The 16,162-nt window shown below is 73.2% G+C and carries 12 protein-coding genes; all 12 read right to left on the bottom strand.

Annotated features, from left to right (window positions below; all coding sequences use genetic code 11):
* Window positions 1–95: 95 nt before the first annotated feature.
* A complete protein-coding gene (gene ftsZ, locus ACIBST_RS12860; RefSeq protein ID WP_397171361.1) occupies window positions 96–1,601 on the bottom strand; it encodes a cell division protein FtsZ in 1,506 nt (501 codons plus the stop codon).
* Window positions 1,602–1,936: 335 nt separating this feature from the next.
* Window positions 1,937–2,599, bottom strand: coding sequence for a cell division protein FtsQ/DivIB (locus tag ACIBST_RS12855; RefSeq protein ID WP_397171359.1), 663 nt, complete (start codon window positions 2,597–2,599; stop codon window positions 1,937–1,939).
* A gap of 73 nt (window positions 2,600–2,672) precedes the next feature.
* The gene (murC, locus tag ACIBST_RS12850; RefSeq protein WP_397171357.1) at window positions 2,673–4,070 is read right to left on the bottom strand and encodes a UDP-N-acetylmuramate--L-alanine ligase; all 1,398 of its coding nucleotides are present in this window, start codon (window positions 4,068–4,070) and stop codon (window positions 2,673–2,675) included.
* Window positions 4,067–5,143, bottom strand: a complete 1,077-nt coding sequence (gene murG, locus ACIBST_RS12845) for an undecaprenyldiphospho-muramoylpentapeptide beta-N-acetylglucosaminyltransferase (protein ID WP_397171356.1) — start codon at window positions 5,141–5,143, stop codon at window positions 4,067–4,069. Before murG ends, murC begins: the two co-directional genes overlap by 4 nt.
* Window positions 5,144–5,155: 12 nt before the next feature.
* Window positions 5,156–6,466, bottom strand: a complete 1,311-nt coding sequence (gene ftsW / locus ACIBST_RS12840) for a putative lipid II flippase FtsW (RefSeq protein WP_397171354.1) — start codon at window positions 6,464–6,466, stop codon at window positions 5,156–5,158.
* A complete protein-coding gene (gene murD / locus ACIBST_RS12835) occupies window positions 6,456–7,826 on the bottom strand; it encodes a UDP-N-acetylmuramoyl-L-alanine--D-glutamate ligase (RefSeq protein WP_397171352.1) in 1,371 nt (456 codons plus the stop codon). The genes ftsW and murD overlap by 11 nt, the downstream gene beginning before the upstream one ends.
* Window positions 7,823–8,881 carry a phospho-N-acetylmuramoyl-pentapeptide-transferase gene (mraY, locus tag ACIBST_RS12830; protein ID WP_352325068.1) on the bottom strand — a complete coding sequence of 353 codons (1,059 nt, stop codon included), beginning with the start codon at window positions 8,879–8,881 and terminating at the stop codon, window positions 7,823–7,825. The genes murD and mraY overlap by 4 nt, the downstream gene beginning before the upstream one ends.
* Window positions 8,878–10,308, bottom strand: a complete 1,431-nt coding sequence (murF, locus tag ACIBST_RS12825; RefSeq protein ID WP_397171350.1) for a UDP-N-acetylmuramoyl-tripeptide--D-alanyl-D-alanine ligase — start codon at window positions 10,306–10,308, stop codon at window positions 8,878–8,880. The genes mraY and murF overlap by 4 nt, the downstream gene beginning before the upstream one ends.
* Window positions 10,305–11,837, bottom strand: coding sequence for a UDP-N-acetylmuramoyl-L-alanyl-D-glutamate--2,6-diaminopimelate ligase (locus ACIBST_RS12820; protein ID WP_364332241.1), 1,533 nt, complete (start codon window positions 11,835–11,837; stop codon window positions 10,305–10,307). The genes murF and ACIBST_RS12820 overlap by 4 nt, the downstream gene beginning before the upstream one ends.
* 40 nt (window positions 11,838–11,877) lie before the next feature.
* Entirely contained in the window at window positions 11,878–14,604 is a 2,727-nt protein-coding gene (locus ACIBST_RS12815; RefSeq protein ID WP_397171348.1) for a penicillin-binding transpeptidase domain-containing protein, read from the bottom strand.
* Window positions 14,601–15,092 (bottom strand): hypothetical protein, encoded by a 492-nt coding sequence (locus ACIBST_RS12810; protein WP_397171346.1) that lies wholly within the window; start codon window positions 15,090–15,092, stop codon window positions 14,601–14,603. Before ACIBST_RS12810 ends, ACIBST_RS12815 begins: the two co-directional genes overlap by 4 nt.
* Window positions 15,082–16,047 carry a 16S rRNA (cytosine(1402)-N(4))-methyltransferase RsmH gene (gene rsmH / locus ACIBST_RS12805; RefSeq protein ID WP_397171345.1) on the bottom strand — a complete coding sequence of 322 codons (966 nt, stop codon included), beginning with the start codon at window positions 16,045–16,047 and terminating at the stop codon, window positions 15,082–15,084. Before rsmH ends, ACIBST_RS12810 begins: the two co-directional genes overlap by 11 nt.
* Window positions 16,048–16,162: the final 115 nt, after the last annotated feature.

The following is a 16,162-nucleotide window of genomic DNA, read 5'->3' as shown; positions in this document are numbered from 1 at the left end:
CCACGATGGCCCCCTTTCCGTGCCGCGGGTCGGATCCCGGCACACACGACGGCGCCGCTCCCGTATGCCTGCGGGGAGCGGCGGTGGGTGGTGAGCTACTTGAGGAAGTCGGGGACGTCGAGCTCCTCCTCCTGCTCCTCGAAGATCACCCGAGGACGTTTGGGAGGCTCCGACATGCGGGAGGTGATGGGCGTGGGCGGGTTGGCCGGTTCGGGCGTGGGCCTCGGGATGGAGACCGGGGCCTGCGGCTCGTCGTCGCCGAGTGCGGTGACGGGCTCGGCGGCCTGGACCGGCTCGACCGGGCGCACCGGCTCAGGACGCGGCTCCGGGCGGGGCTCAGGACGCGGCTCCGGCCTGAACTCGCGCGGCTCCGGGCGAGGCTCGGGGCGCGGCTCGGGACGGAACTCCTGCCGGGGCTCGGGCCTGAACTCCTGGCGCGGCTCGGGCCTGAACTCCTGGCGCGGCTCCGACCTGAGCTCGGCACGCGGCTCAGGCCGCGGTTCTGGCCTCGGCTCGGGGCGCGGCGCGGGCGGCTCGGACTTCACGCTGGGCGAGGCCGGGACGCCGGGCCGCAGGGCCGAGGACGACACCGGCGCCGCCTGCTGCGCGGCCGGCCGGGCGGCGGGCCTGGGCAGCGGCTTCTCGGCCGGCGGCGGCACGTCGTCGAAGCCCGCCGCGATCACGGTGACCCGCACCTCGTCGCCGAGGGCGTCGTCGATGACCGTGCCGAAGATGATGTTGGCGTCGGGCGCGGCGGCCATCGAGACGAGCTGGGCCGCCTCGTTGATCTCGAACAGGCCGAGGTCGGAGCCGCCCGCGATCGACAGCAGCACGCCGTGGGCGCCGTCGATGCTCGCCTCCAGCAGCGGGCTGGAGACCGCCATCTCGGCGGCGGCGACCGACCGGTCGTCGCCGCGCGCGTGGCCGATGCCCATGAGCGCCGAGCCCGCGCCCGACATGACCGACTTGACGTCGGCGAAGTCGAGGTTGATCAGGCCGGGCGTGGTGATCAGATCGGTGATGCCCTGGACACCGGACAGCAGCACCTGGTCGGCCGCCTTGAACGCGTCGAGCACGCTCACCTGGCGGTCGGAGATCGACAGCAGCCGGTCGTTGGGGATCACGATGAGGGTGTCGACCTCGTCGCGCAGTGTCTCTATGCCGGCCTCGGCCTGCGAGGCGCGACGCCGCCCCTCGAAGCTGAAGGGCCGGGTCACCACGCCGATCGTCAGCGCGCCGAGCGACCGGGCGATGTTGGCCACGACCGGCGCGCCGCCGGTGCCCGTGCCACCGCCCTCGCCGGCCGTGACGAAGACCATGTCGGCCCCCTTGAGGACCTCCTCGATCTCCTCACGGTGGTCTTCGGCCGCCTTGCGCCCCACGTCGGGGTTGGCTCCGGCGCCCAGTCCGCGCGTGAGCTCGCGGCCCACGTCGAGTTTCACATCGGCGTCACTCATCAGCAGCGCCTGGGCGTCGGTGTTTATGGCGATGAACTCGACGCCCTTGAGTCCCTCCTCGATCATCCGGTTGACGGCGTTCACTCCGCCGCCGCCAATGCCGACGACCTTGATGACCGCGAGGTAGTTCTGCGGTGCTGCCACGACGAGGGGCCTTTCCGCTCGTTGACTTGCCATTTCGGTGCGGATCGTCTCCGCTTTTTCTCAGTTTTCGTAACTCTCAACCTCAGGTTGAGATTTAGATTTATGTCAACCTGAGGATTGATACGGACAGTAGGAGGCCCCTACCAGGCGGGTCAACTAACCGCGCCGCAAGCACGTCCGGCGTGTCGCGGGCTGTCCGATTCGCTCCGAAGTCGCGCCTGGTCGGGGCCTTCCTCTGCCGAAGCTCCGATCTACAGGCTCTCACGCCGCGACCCCCACCTCGCACAGGCACGCGATGCCCTTGCCACGGAGTTGCCAGACCCTGACACTCGTGATCACTTCAAGGTCACGACGTCGGGAGAGCTGACGTCGTACAGGGTGGCCTTGCGGCCCAGGAGCGAGACCAGGATGCGGCCTTTCTCCTGCGGCCTGTCGGTCCCGCCCCACAGGACGGTACGGCCGTCGGACAGCTCCAGCGTCACGCCCTCGGCCGAGGCCGCGCGCACCTGCCGGACCTTGCCCGCCACCACCGGCGGCAGCGCCTGGACGACCTGGAGCGCCGCCATGGTGGCCGGGTCGCCCGCGGCCGGCCGGTCGACCTTGAGCAACGGCAGCATGAACGGCGACGCGTCCTTGACCTCGATCACCACGCCCTGCTTGTCGACCACGGCGAACCGGCCGCCCGCGGGGATCACCGCCACCGGCTCGCGCTCGACGACCTCGATCTTGAGCGTGCCGGGCCACACCCGGTCGACCTTCGCCGTCGCGAGCTGCCGGATGCCGAGCACGCGGGCCTGGACGTCGGCCAGGTCGACCGTGGCCAGCGGATGCAGGTCGGGGACGGCGGCCTGCTGCTTGATGCGCTCGCTGGTGACTGTGAGATTTCCCACGATCTCGACCGACCGCACGCCCAGCACCGGCGAGAAGAACACCAGCCAGGCGGCCGAGCCGACCACCCCCGCCGTCAACAGCACCAGGAACGCGTTACGCGCCTTCATCGCCCTCCTCGCACGCCGGCTTCGAACGTACGCCGCCGGACCGCCCGGCGCCCGCCCGCCACGCCCGTACGGCTCAGGACAGGCGCGCCACGAGCTGCGGCCCCAGCTCGGTCACGTCGCCCGCCCCCATCGTCAGCACGATGTCGCCCGGACGCGCCCGCCCGGCCACCAGGTCGGGCACCGCCGCCCGGTCGGGGGCGTAGGCCACCCGCTCGGCGGGCAGCGGCACGCGCCCGGCCACCATCGCGCCGGACACGCCCGGCTCGGGATCCTCCCGCGCGCCGTAGACGTCGAGCACGATGACCTCGTCGGCCAGCCCGAGGGCGGCGCCGAAGTCGTCGGCGAAGAACCGGGTGCGCGAGTACAGGTGGGGCTGGAAGATCGCGATGACCCGGCCGGTGCCCGAGTAGGAGGCCACGACGTCGCGCGCGGCCCGCAGGTCGGCGGCCAGCTCGGTCGGGTGGTGGGCGTAGCTGTCGAACACCGCGACGCCGCCCGCCTCGCCCTTGGCCTCGAAGCGCCGCTTGGCCCCCGTGAAGGCCGCCAGGCCGTCTCTGACGTCCTCGAACGCCAGCCCCAGCTCGTCGGCCACGGCGATGGCGGCGGTGGCGTTGAGGGCGTTGTGCGCCCCGGGGACGGCCAGCCGCACGTCTCCCCTGCCCTCGATGGAGAAGACCGTGCCGAAGCCGTCGGGACGCACGCCGGTCACCCGGTAGTCCTCGCCCCGCTCGCCGTAGGTCCTGACCCGCAGCCCGCGCTCGCGCGCCCGCCCGACCAGCTCGGCGGCGCCCGGGTCGTCGGCGCAGACGATGAGCAGCGAGCCCACCCGGTCGGCGAAGCGGGCGAAGCTGTCGTGCACCGCGCGCGGGTCGCCGTAGTTGTCGAGGTGGTCGGCCTCGACGTTGGTCACCACGGCGATGTCGGGGGCCAGCATGAGGAAGGAGCCGTCGCTCTCGTCGGCCTCGGCCACGAACACCCGGCCCGTGCCCTCGTCGGCGCCCAGCCCGGTGGTGACGAGCTGGCCGCCCACGCAGTAGGACGGCTCGGCGCCGCACTTCTGCAGCGCCACGGTGAGCATGGAGGTGGTGGTGGTCTTGCCGTGGGTGCCGGCGATGGCCACGCCGGTGCGGCCGGCCATCACCGAGGCCAGCGCGGCGGCCCGCGGGATGATCCGCAGGCCCTGCTTGAGCGCCTCGCCCAGCTCGGGGTTGGAGTCGCGGATGGCGGTGGAGACCACGACGGTGTCGACGTCGCGGATGTGCGAGGCGGCGTGCCCGATGTGCACGGTCGCGCCCAGCTCGCGCAGCTCGGTCACCAGCTCGGAGCTGCGCGCGTCGCTTCCGGTGACGCGGACGCCGCGCTTGAGCAGGATGCGGGCGATGCCTGACATGCCCGCGCCGCCGATGCCGATGAAGTGCACGCGGCCGAGGTCTTCGACGGCTACGGGATCGACCAGCTTGACGAGACTCATCGGGCTATCTCCAACACTTTCCTGGCAAGCATGATATCGGCGTCCTTGCGCCCCAGCCGGGAGGCGGCCTCCGACATGACGGCGACCCGTTCGGGGTCGTGGAGCATGGGCAGCACGTTCTGGATGATCCAATCGGGTGACAAATCGGAGTCGTCGACCATCAGGCCGCCGCCGCCGCGCACGACGCGCTCGGCGTTGACGGTCTGCTCGCCGTTGCCGTGCGGCAGCGGCACGTACGCGGCCGGCAGCCCCACGGCCGTCAGCTCGGCGCAGGTCAGGGCCCCGCTGCGGCACAGCGCGACGTCGGCGGCGGCGTAGGCGAGGTCCATGCGGTCGACGTAGGGCAGCAGCACGTACTGGGGGTCGCCGGGCGGCGGCTCGTGCTCGACGGTGTTGTTCAGGCCGAGCACGTGGAGCACCTGGATGCCGGCCCGGCGCAGCACCGGCGCGGCGGCCAGCGCGGCCTGGTTGAGCGACCTGGCGCCCTGCGAGCCGCCGAACACCAGCAGCGTGGGCCGGTCGTTCTCCAGCCCGAACCAGGAGCGCGCCTTGTCGCCGGTGGACAGCCGGTCGAGGGTGACGATCTCGCGGCGCAGCGGGGTGCCGATGAACTCGGCCTTGGGCAGCGCGGCGTCGGGGAAGCCGGTGAAGACGTGGTCGGTCAGCCGGGCGCCCAGCCGGTTGGCCAGGCCGGGACGGGGGTTGGCCTCATGGACGACGATCGGCAGGCCCTTGCGCTTGGCCGCCAGGTAGGCGGGCGTGGCGACGTAGCCGCCGAACCCGACCAGGATGTCGGCGCCGACCCGGTCGAGGACGCCCGACACGGCGTTGATCGCCCCGGCCAGCCGGCCCGGCACGGTCAGCAGGCTCGGGGTGATCGCCCTGGGCAGCGGCACGGCCGGCACCAGTTCGAGTTCGTAGCCTCTGGCGGGCACCAGCCGCGTCTCCAGGCCGCGCTCGGTGCCCACGCAGGTGATGCCGACGCTCCGGTCAAGATGGCGCAGCGCGTCCGCAAGGGCGAGCGCGGGCTCGATGTGCCCGGCCGTCCCCCCACCGGCGAGGACCACCCTCATCTCGGTCACTCCCTAACGTCTCACTCGGCCTCTGGACGTACCCCCCAGGCCAAGCCAGCTTAGGCCCCGTGCGGCGGGTCCGGGGCCACGCGCGGCCAAGGCTTCGCGCGCGCCGGGCTCGCGTTTGGCGAACGACAGCAGGATGCCCAGCGCGGCGAGCGTGGGGAGCAGGGACGATCCGCCGTAGGAGACCAGCGGCAGCGGGATGCCGGTGATGGGCAGGACGCCGAGCACGGCGCCCATGTTGACGGTCGCCTGCCCGACGATCCAGGCCACCATGGCCGCCGCGGCCAGGCGGACGAAGCCGTCGTTGACCCGGACCGCCACCCGCAGCCCCGCGTAGCCGAGCAGGCCGAACAGCGCCACCACCATCAGGGTGCCCATCAGCCCCAGCTCCTCGCCGAGGATGGCGAAGATGAAGTCGCTCTCGCCATGGGGCAGCCAGCTCCACTTCTGGCGGCTGCTGCCCAGGCCGAGCCCGAACCAGCCGCCCGAGCCCATCGCGATCTGCCCCTGCACGGCCTGGTAGCCGGCGCCCTGGGCGTCGGCCCACGGGTCGAGGAAGGCCCCGATGCGCGCCATCCGGTACGGCTCCACCTTGATCATGATGACCGCGGCCAGCACCGCCAGCGCCAGGATGCCGCCGAACAGCTTGATCGGCGCCCCCACCACCCACAGCAGCGCCAGGAAGATCATGAAGAGCACGAGGGTGGTGCCGAGGTCGCGGCCGAGCAGGACCATGACGACCAGGATCGCGGTGCCGGGCATGAGCGGGATCAGCATCTGCCGCCACTCGATCCGGCCCTGCCTGGCCCGTCTGGCCAGCAGGTCGGCCCCCCACAGCACGAGCGCCAGCTTGGCCGGCTCGGACGGCTGGAGGGTGAACGGCCCGAGGTAGATCCACCGCTGCGCGCCCAGCTCGGACTCGCCGATGAACAGCACCATGACCAGCGCCAGCACCGCCAGCGCCATGAGCGGGTAGCCCGCCCAGCGGAAGAACTTCGGCGGCAGGCGCGAGCAGGCGTACATGACGGGCACGCCGACGCCGGCCGACAGCGACTGCTTGATGAACCACGAGAACGGGTTGCCGGTCTTCTGCTGGGCCTCGATCGCGGAGGCCGACAACACCATCATGAGCCCGAGCGCGAGCAGCAGCGCGCTGCACATGATGATCAGGTAGTAGGTCGTCAGCGGCTTGTCGAGCAGTTCCTTCAGCACGGCGCGCTGCTCGCGGACCCAGCTCGCCGGGCCCTCCTGGGCCTTGGTCCTGGGGGGCTCGCCGGCGGCCGGACGGGCGCCGGCGGTGCCGGTGCTACTGCTCACGCCGCCGCCTCAGCTCGTGGACGGCACGCGCGAAGGCCTCCCCTCGTGCCGGGTAGCCGGGGAACATGTCGAGCGAGGCGCCCGCTGGGGAGAGCAGCACGGTGTCCCCGGGGGAGGCCAGCCGCGCGGCTTCGGTGACGACGGTGTCCATCACACCAGTGTCTTGGCCCGGGATGTCCACGACGGGGACATTCGGCGCGTGTCGCGCGAGTGCTTCGGCGATCGCCGCGCGGTCGGCGCCCAGCAGCACCGCGCCGCGCAGCCGGGGCGCGGCCCGCCGGACCAGGTCGTCGACGTCGGCGCCCTTGAGCTGGCCGCCGGCCACCCACACGATCGACGGGTAGGCGCTCAGCGCGGCAGCGGCTGCGTGCGGGTTGGTGGCCTTGGAGTCGTCGACGTAGTCGACGTCGCCGACCCGGTCGACGTGGGACAGGCGGTGGGGGTCGGGCTTGAAGGCGCGCAGGCCCAGCCGCACGGCCTCGGACGGCACGCCGAGCGAGCGGGCCAGGGCGGAGGCGGCCAGCGCGTTGGCCACGTTGTGGGGGGCCAGGGGCCGGATGTCGGCGAAGGTGGCCAGCTCTTCCGCCGCCTCGACCGGGTCCTCCACGAACGCCCGGTCGACCAGCAGGTCCTCGACCACGCCGATCTGGCCGCTGCGCGGCGCCCGCAGCGTGAAGCCGACGGCGCCCTCGTAGGGCTCGGCCAGGCGGGTGCACTCGGGGTCGTCGGCGTTGTAGATCACCGTGCCGGCGCGTTCGTAGATGCGGCCCTTGGCGGCGGCGTACTCGGCCATGGAGCCGTGCCAGTCGAGGTGGTCGGGGGCGATGTTCAGGATCGCCGCGGCGTGCGGGGCCAGGGTGCCGGACCAGTGGAGCTGGAAGCTGGACAGCTCGACGGCCAGGGCGTCGTACGGCTCGGCGACGGCGCGCACGACCGGGACGCCCACGTTCCCCACGGCCAGGGCGTCGAGCCCGGCGGCCTGGAGGATCGAGGTGAGCATGCGCACGGCCGTGGTCTTGCCGTTGGTGCCGGTCAGCGCGAGCCAGGGCGCGGCGTGCGGCGGGCGCAGCCGCCAGGCCAGCTCCACCTCGCCGACGACCTCGACGCCGGCCGCCAGCGCGGCGGCGACCAGCGGGTGGTGCGGGGCCCAGCCGGTGGTGACGAGCCTGGTCGCGCCCTCGGGCAGGACCATCTCGCCGAACCTGGTCTCGACCCCGGCCCGGGCCAGCTCGGCCGCGGCGGCGAGCTGCCGCTCCCCCTCCACGGCCTCCACGACCACGACCCGCTCGCCGCGTCCGGCCAGCGCCGCGGCCACCGCGGTGCCGGAGACGCCGAGCCCGGCCACGCACGTCAACGTCATGGCTTGGGCATCCACTCGACGTAGAACAGCCCGAGCCCGAGCGCCGCGCAGAGCCCGGCGATCAGCCAGAACCGCACCACGATCGTGGTCTCGGCCCAGCCCTTCAGCTCGAAGTGGTGCTGCAGCGGCGCCATCCTGAACACCCGTTTCCCGGTCATCTTGAAGAACCCGACCTGGATGATGACGGACGCCGTGATGATCACGCACAGCCCGGCCAGGATGATCAGCAGGAGCTGCGTGCGGGTGGCGATGGCCAGGCCGGCCAGCACGCCGCCCAGGGCCAGCGAGCCGGTGTCGCCCATGAAGATCTTGGCCGGCGGGGCGTTCCACCACAGGAACCCGACCAGCGCCCCCAGCACGGCCGCGGCCACCACCGACAGGTCGAGCGGGTCGCGCACCCAGTAGCAGTTGGGCCCGAGCTGGTCGATGCAGTTGTTGCGGAGCTGCCAGTTGCCGATCAGCACGTACGCGCCGAGCACGACGCCGGTCGCGCCGCTGGCCAGGCCGTCGAGGCCGTCGGTGAGGTTCACGGCGTTGGAGAACCCGACGATCATGAACAGCACCCAGATGGTGAAGCCGACGATGCCGATCGAGGGGCCGATGTCGCGCAGGAACGACAGCCGGGTCTCGGCGGGGGTGATGCCGTAGACGTTGGGCTGGCGGGTGATCAGCACGGCGAACACGGCGCCGACGACGAGCTGGCCGAGGGCCTTGGCGCCGCTGCGCAGGCCCAGGCTGCGCTGCTTGTAGATCTTGATGAAGTCGTCGAGGAAGCCGACCGCGCCGAGGCCGGTCATCAGGAACAGCACGAGCATGCCCGACACCGTCGGCGGCGACAGCGTGGCCAGGTGGGAGCCGCCGTAGGCCAGCAGCGCGGCCAGCACGAACACGATGCCGCCCATGGTGGGGGTGCCGCGCTTGCCCAGGTGGGCCTGCACCCCCTCCTCGCGGATCTCCTGGCCGTAGCCGCGCCGCGAGAACAGCCTGATCGCCAAGGGGGTCCCCAGCATCGACAGGACCAGGCCCACCGCGCCGGCGATGACGATGTTGATCACTGAGCGGCACCTCCGAGGAGGAGCTCCGCCGTGCGTTCCAGGCCCATCGCGCGGGGGCCCTTGACGAGCACCGCGTCGCCGGGGCGCAGCAGGCCGGCCAGTGCGGCCGCCGCTGCCTCGGCGTCAGGGACGTGTACGATCCGGGTCATCTGGGGAGCATATGGCCCTCCGCCACCTGGCGGTCCCGCGACGGCCGAGGCCGCCTCGTTCGCGCCCTCCAGCACCGGGCCCGCGTCGGGACCGACGACGACCAGGCCCGTCAGGCCCGAACCGCCCGCCAGCCGCCCCAGTTCGGCGTTGAGCGCCGCGCTCTCCTCGCCCAGCTCGCGCAGCGCCGCGATGACCGCGAACCGCCGCCGCTCCTGCCCCATCACGCCGAACATGTCGAACGCGGCCCGCATCGAGTCGGGGTTGGCGTTGTAGGCGTCGTTGACCACCGTGACGCCGTCGGGCCGGTCGGTGACCTCCATGCGCCAGCGGCTGCGCGGCGTGGCCTCCGACAGCTCCTCGGCGATCGTGGCGACCGGCAGGCCGAGCTCGTAGGCCGCGGCGGCGGCGGCCAGGGCGTTCTCCACGGCATGGGCGCCGTAGAGCTGGAGCGTGACCGGCGCGGCCCCCGACGGGGTGCGCAACGTGAACGAGGCCCGCCCGCGCCCGTCGACCGTCTCCTGCTCGGCCCTGATGGCCGCGCCCTCGCCGCGCCCGAAGTACGTGACGCGCGCGTCGGTGCGCGAGGCCATCTGCGACACCAGCGGGTCGTCGGCGTTGAGCACCGCCACCCCGGTGCGCGGCAGGGCCTCGACCAGCTCGCCCTTGGCCTTGGCGATGGCCTCCTTGCCGCCGAACACGCCGAGGTGCGCGGTGCCGACGTTGAGCACGACGCCGATCGTCGGCGGCGCGATGCGGGTGAGGTCCTTGATGTGGCCGATGTTGCGGGCGGCCAGTTCGAGCACCATGAAGCGGGTGTCGACGTCGGCGCGCAGCACGGTCAGCGGGTGGCCCAGCTCGTTGTTGAAGCTGCCGACGGGCGCGATGGTCGGGCCCATCCGGCCGGCCAGCCTGGCCAGCAGGTCTTTGGTGCTGGTCTTGCCCGCCGAGCCGGTCACGCCGATCACGGTGGCCTGCGGCAGCGCGGCGGCCTGCGCGGCGGCCAGCTCGGCCAGCGCGACCGCGGCGTCGGGGACGATCACCGCCGGCGCGTCGACCGGCCTGGAGGCCAGGACGGCGACCGCTCCGGCCCGGATCGCCTGCGCGGCGTAGTCGTGACCGTCGACCCGCTCTCCGGCGAGGGCGACGAACAGCGATCCCGGCTCCACCGCGCGTGAGTCGATCACTACGGGCCCGCGCACCACGGCGCGGGGGTCTGCCATGCCCGACAGGGCGCCCGAGGTTATCTCGGCGATCCTGGCCAGCGGCAACGGGATCATCGGTGCTTCCTGCTTTCCTTGCGTGCGTCGATCGCTTCGGCGACCACTTCGCGGTCGTCGAACGGGATCACTTCGCCTGAGACGTACTGGCCCTGCTCGTGACCCTTGCCCGCGACGACGATCACGTCGCCGCGGCCGGCCCGGCCGACGGCCAGGTCGATCGCGGCCGCGCGGTCGGGCTCAATGATCACATGGGCGCGGTCGCGGGGCGGAACGCCGAGCGCTCCCTCCATCATCGCGGCCAGGATGGCGAGCGGATCCTCCGAGCGCGGGTTGTCGTTGGTGAAAATCGCCACATCGGCCAGCCGGGCGGCGATCTCGCCCATGATCGGGCGTTTGCCGGTGTCGCGGTCGCCGCCGCAGCCCAGCACGATCGTCAGCGTGCCCGCCGTCACCTCCCGCAGCGAGCGCAGCACCGACTCCACGGCGCCCGGCTTGTGGGAGTAGTCCACGAGCGCCTGGAACTCCTCCTCGGCGGAGGTGATGCGCTGCATGCGGCCGGGCACCCCGGTGAGGCTGCCCACGCCGTGCACGGCGGTCTGGAGCGGCACCCCCGACTCCACCAGGCAGACGATCGCGCCGAGCGCGTTGGCGACGTTGAAGGGACCGGGCAGCGAGATCTGCGCGTCGGCCTCGACCCCGCCGGGACCGGCCACCCGGAACGCGCTGCCGTCGGCGCCGAGCCGGACCTCCAGCGCCCGCCACTCCGCCTCCGGGTCGCCGAGCGCCGAGAACGTGGTCATCGGCACCTTGGCCCGGTGCAGCAGCTCCCGGCCGTGCGGGTCGTCGATGTTGGTCACGCCGACGCGGCTCAGCTCGGGCTGGAACAGCCTGGCCTTGGTGGCGAAGTAGTCCTCGAAGTCCTTGTGGAAGTCGAGGTGGTCCTGGGAGAGGTTGGTGAACAGGGCGACGTCGTAGAAGATGCCGTCGACCCGGCCGAGCGCCAGCGCGTGGCTGGAGACCTCCATGGTGGCCGCGGTGACCCCCTGCTCGCGCATCAGCGCGAACAGGGCGTGCAGCTGCGGTGCCTCCGGCGTGGTCAGCGTGGGCTCGAAGCGCAGGTCTCCGGCGGCGATCTCGACGCCGCCGACCAGGCCCGTCGTGTGGCCGGCCGCCCGCAGGCCGGCCTCCACCATGAAGGTGGTGGTGGACTTGCCGCTCGTGCCGGTCACCCCGATCACCTGGACGTCGTGGGCCGGCTGGCCGTAGACCCAGGAGGAGACCTGCCCGAGCAGCGCGCGCGGATCGGGCACGATCAGCACCGGCAGGCCGGTGGCCACGGCGGCCTCCCGCCCGGCCGGGTCGGTGAGGACGGCCACGGCTCCGCGCGCCATCGCCTCTGCGGCGAAGGTCGCGCCGTGCACGCGGTTGCCCGGCAGCGCCACGTAGAGATCGCCGCGCTGCACGGCGCGGGAGTCGATGGTGACGCCGGTCAGGGCGGCATGGGGCGACCTCGACGTGCCGGAATCGGCGTCGAGCATGGTCGCGAGCCCGGTCAGCGGACGGGGCGGGCTGGTCTTGGGACGCATAGACGACGGGGGACGCACGGCGAGAGCGTACCTTCCCTGCTCACTGTCCCGCGCGCGTACGCACCGGCGGCGCGTCCGAGCCTGTGGGAGGAATCTTCCTGCTCTTGATGGCGAACGTCATCACATCCTTGAACACGGGGGCCGCGAGCTGGCCGCCGAAATGGCCGTTCTTGGGGTTCTGGAGCACCGAGAGCACCACCAGCCGGGGCGCGTCCGCAGGCGCGAAACCGACGAAGGAGGCCGTGTAGCCGTCGTAGCGGCCCAGCTCGGCGTCGTAGCGGTCGGCGGTGCCGGTCTTGCCCGCCACCCGGTAGCCGGGGATGGCGGCCAGCGCGCCGGTGCCCTCGGCGCTCACCGCGGTCTCCAGCATCGTCGTGATCTCCTTGGCCGTCGTCTCGCTCACCACTCTGGTCTGCCTGCCCGCGGGAGCCGGGACGAACCTGCCGGAGGCGTCGGTGGTGCCCGCCACGATCTGCGGATCGACGCGGACGCCGCCGTTGGCGATGGTCTGGTAGACGCTGGCGGTCTGCAGGGCGGTCACCGACACGCCCTGGCCGTAGGCGACCGTGCAGCTCTGGCTGCCCGACCAGTTCTTGTAGTTGGGCAGCAGGCCCGCCTCGGCGTTGGGCACGCCGCCCGCCGGGGTGGTGCCGAACCCGAACGCCCTGAGCATCGCGTACAGGCGCTCGCTGCCGACCTTGCGGGCGGCCATGATCGTGGCGACGTTGCTGGACTGGGCCATGGCCTGCCGGAAGGTCATCGCCTCGGGCTTGTGGGCGTGGGCGTCGCGCAGCACCCGGTCGGCGCACCTGATGTTGTCGGGCACCTGGAACACCGTGTCGGGGGTGACCTCCTTGGCCTCCAGCGCGGCGGCGGCGGTGATCACCTTGTTGGTGCTGCCGGGCTCGAACACGTCCGCGGCGGCCTTGTTGACGTAGGAGGAGGCGGGGGCCCTGCGCCAGTTGCCCAGGTCGAGCTCGGGCGCGTTGGCCATGGCGATGATCTGGGCGGTCCTGACGTCCATGACGATGACCGCGCCGCTGCTCGCGCCGGACTCGCGCACCTGCTCGGCGACCGCCTTCTGGGCGGCCCACTGGATGTCGCGGTCGATGGTGAGCCGCACGTCCTGGCCGTTGACGGGCGCGGTGCGCTCGCTGCTGGTCATGGGGATGCGCAGGCCGTCGCGGCCGGTCTCGACCCGCTGCTTGCCGTCGCGGCCGGCCAGGATCGTGTTCTTGGCCTGCTCCATGCCGCCCAGGCCGTTGCCCTCGTCGCCGACGAAGCCGATGAGGCTGCCGGCCAGGTCGCCGGCCGGGTAGTCGCGGCGGTAGGTCTTCTTCGCGCTGAGCGCGGGCACGCGGGCCTGCAGCAGGCGGGTGGCCACGACCGGGTCGACGTCTCTGGCCAGGAGCTGGTAGCGGCTGCCGGTCCTGGACAGCTTGGCGGTCATCTCCTCGACGGTCTTGCCGAGCTGCCTGGCCAGGATCGCGGCCACGTTGGCGCGGACGTCCGCGGGGACCTTGGAGGGGTCGATGGACACCTCGCGGGCCTCCGACGTACGGGCCAGCGCGTTGCCGTTGACGTCGGTGATCGTGCCGCGCTTGGCGGGGATCTCCTCGACGTGCTGGCGCTGGCCGACGGCGGCGGCCTCGTAGACCTTGGAGTCGAGGCCCTGCATCTGGATCAGCCGGCCGGCGAAGATCGACAGGATGAACGTCATGCCGATCAGGCCGATGTTGATGCGCCGGCGCGGGCTGCCCAGGCGCAGCACCAGCGGGGGCCGCGGCGGGCGGGGCGGCGTGGGCGGGCGGCGCGGGCCCCTGGGGGGCGGCACGTCCGCGCCGCGGCGCAGCATGCCGCGCTCACGCCCGCGTGCCTGGTCCAGCCCGGAGGCGCGCACCTGGCCGGAGGCCGGACCGCGCGCCTGACCGGCCCTCGGACCGCGGGTCTGCTCGGGCCTGCCGGCGCGCCCCTGATCTGATCGGGAGCCCCGGCTCTGACCCGGCCCCGACCCGGGCCGCGCCGGCTCGGACCGCGAGCTGCGCCCCTCGTCCGGCCGGGGGCCGCGCCCCTGGTCCGGCCTTGAGCCGCGCGCCTGGTCGGATCTTGAGCCGCGGGCCTGGTCGGGGCCGGGGCCGTCGCCGCGGCGGCGCGGCCCCTCCTGCGGCGCCCTGTTCCGGGCGCCGTCGTCTCGGCCCTGGGCGGCACGGCCACGCGTCCGGTCGCTCTCGTCGCGGCCCTGGGCGGCGCGGCCACGCGGGCGGTCGTCGCCGTCGCGGCTCTGCGGGGTGCGCCCGCGCGGGCGGTCGTCGTCGTCGCGGCCCCGGGAGGCGGCGCGGTTACCGGAGTCGTCGCGGGAGTCGTCGCGCGGACGGCGGCGCGGGCCGTCGCCCGGGTCGCGGCGCGAGCGGGCGCCCTCGTCGTCGTCACGGGGCCGGGCGCGGTCGCCGTCGTCGCGGCGCTGCCGGCCACGGGAGCCGCCCGCGGAGTCGCGGCGGGCGCTGCCGCGCGCGTCGTCGCCGGGTTCGTGGGGCCTGCGGCCCCTCAGGTCGTCGTCGAACGGCAGGTCGAACGGGTCGGGAGGACGCTTGCGCGGCGAGTCGTCCGGCGCCGCCGGGCGGCCCGTCCCGTCGGAACGGGCAGAGCCCCCTCGCCCTGCCCGCCCCGGACCGCCCGGCGTACGACGAGCGGCGCCGGGCCCTCCAGGAGAGCCGGCGCCGCCAGCGCCGCGGCCGGGACGCTGTCCCCTGCCGCCTGAATCCCTCACCGCTCCGGGACCGCCTGGCCACTCGGCTCGCCCTTGTCCCAGGGCCGCAGGTTCTTGTCCAGGTGGTAGCCCTGCGCCTCGGCACGGTCGGCGATGTTCTGGGGCTGCATCTTGCGCTCGTACTCCAGCCGCAGCGCTTCCTTCTCCTGCTGGGCCACCGCGATCTCCTCGCGCAGCTTGGCGTCGGTGATGGCGTCGCGGTTGAGCATGATGTTGAGCAGCAGCAGGCTCACCAGCCCGCCGCACATCAACCCGACGACGAGCAGCACGAACGGCGCCCGCTGCCGCTTGGTCGAGGGTCGCCGCGCGGCGGGACGGCGCGCGGGCGCGGCGCTCTCGCCGGGACGCGCGGCCGCCGGCCGCCGGCCGCCGGTGTCAGGACGGGGCCGCGGCTTGGTCTGGTGCGAGACGCCCGGCCTGCGCGTGCCCGGCTTGGGCATGGCGCGGCGGACGGGCGCGACCCGGCCGGTCTCCTGCTCAATCGTCAACGCGGATCCTCTCTGCCGCCCGTAGCCGGGCCGAGGCCGCCCGCGGGTTGCGGGCGAGCTCTTCATCGCTGGGGAGCTCGGCTCCCCTCGTCAGCAGGCGGAACCTCGGCTGGTGTGCCGGTAGCGGGACGGGCAGCCCTGGCGGGCTGGTGTCCTTGGTTCGCGCCGTGAGGGCCTGCTTGGTGAGCCGGTCCTCAAGGGAGTGGTAGGAGAGCACGACGACCCGCCCACCCAGCGCCAGCGCGTCGAGCGCCGCGGGCAGCGCCGCCTCCAGGGCGGACAGCTCCGCGTTGACCTCGATGCGCAGCGCCTGGAAAGTCCTCTTGGCGGGGTTGCCGCCGGTGCGCCTGGTCGCCGCGGGGATCGCGTCGCGCACGATGTCGGCGAGTCTCTTGGTGGAGGTGATGGGCTCCTTGGCGCGTTCCTTGACGATAAGCCCCGCGACCCTCGGCGCGAAACGTTCCTCGCCGTAGTCGCGCAGGATTCGTGCCAGGTCGGCGGCCGGATAGGTGTTGACCACCCGCTCGGCCGTCAGCTCCTGCTCGGTGTCCATGCGCATGTCGAGCGGGGCGTCGTAGGAGTAGGCGAAGCCGCGTTCGGCCTCGTCGAGCTGCGGCGAGGAGACGCCGAGGTCGAACAGCACGCCGTGGACCGCGGCATGCCCGGCCTCGGCGACGATCTGGGCCAGGTCGCCCGAGGAGGCGTGGACCAGGGTGGTGCGGTCGGCGTAGGGGGCGAGCCTGCGGGTGGAGAAGTCGATCGCGAACGGGTCGCGGTCGATCCCGATGAGGCGCAGGGAGGGGAAGGCGGCGAGCAGGGCCTCGGAGTGGCCCCCGAGCCCGAGATTGGCGTCGACGACGACCGGCTCCGGCCCCGTCAGCGCCGGGCCCAGCAGCTCCAGTACGCGCTCGAGCATCACCGGAACGTGACCGCCCGTGCCTGCGTTGTCGTCCATCTCCAACCCCCCCTCTCGCGTCCTGCTCGCGGATGACGCGTATCGGTCAATCGTCAGTCATTCCTGGGTCCCCACCCGGCGCCGCCCGGCCAGGTCCCCATCCGCACCCTCTTCG

Origin of the sequence: Nonomuraea sp. NPDC049684 (assembly GCF_044465345.1) — a bacterium.
Taxonomy (GTDB): Bacteria; Actinomycetota; Actinomycetes; order Streptosporangiales; family Streptosporangiaceae; genus Nonomuraea.
This window is presented reverse-complemented; position numbering and strand designations above follow the sequence as displayed.

Bases quoted from the DNA above. Each gene is read 5' to 3' on its own strand.
- murF (WP_397171350.1), bottom strand. From the start codon at position 10,308: ATGATCCCGTTGCCGCTGGCCAGGATCGCCGAGATAACCTCGGGCGCC.
- murC (WP_397171357.1), bottom strand. From the start codon at position 4,070: ATGAGTCTCGTCAAGCTGGTCGATCCCGTAGCCGTCGAAGACCTCGGC.
- rsmH (WP_397171345.1), bottom strand. From the start codon at position 16,047: ATGGACGACAACGCAGGCACGGGCGGTCACGTTCCGGTGATGCTCGAG.
- murG (WP_397171356.1), bottom strand. From the start codon at position 5,143: ATGAGGGTGGTCCTCGCCGGTGGGGGGACGGCCGGGCACATCGAGCCC.
- murD (WP_397171352.1), bottom strand. From the start codon at position 7,826: ATGACGTTGACGTGCGTGGCCGGGCTCGGCGTCTCCGGCACCGCGGTG.
- ACIBST_RS12855 (WP_397171359.1), bottom strand. From the start codon at position 2,599: ATGAAGGCGCGTAACGCGTTCCTGGTGCTGTTGACGGCGGGGGTGGTC.
- ACIBST_RS12820 (WP_364332241.1), bottom strand. From the start codon at position 11,837: ATGCGTCCCAAGACCAGCCCGCCCCGTCCGCTGACCGGGCTCGCGACC.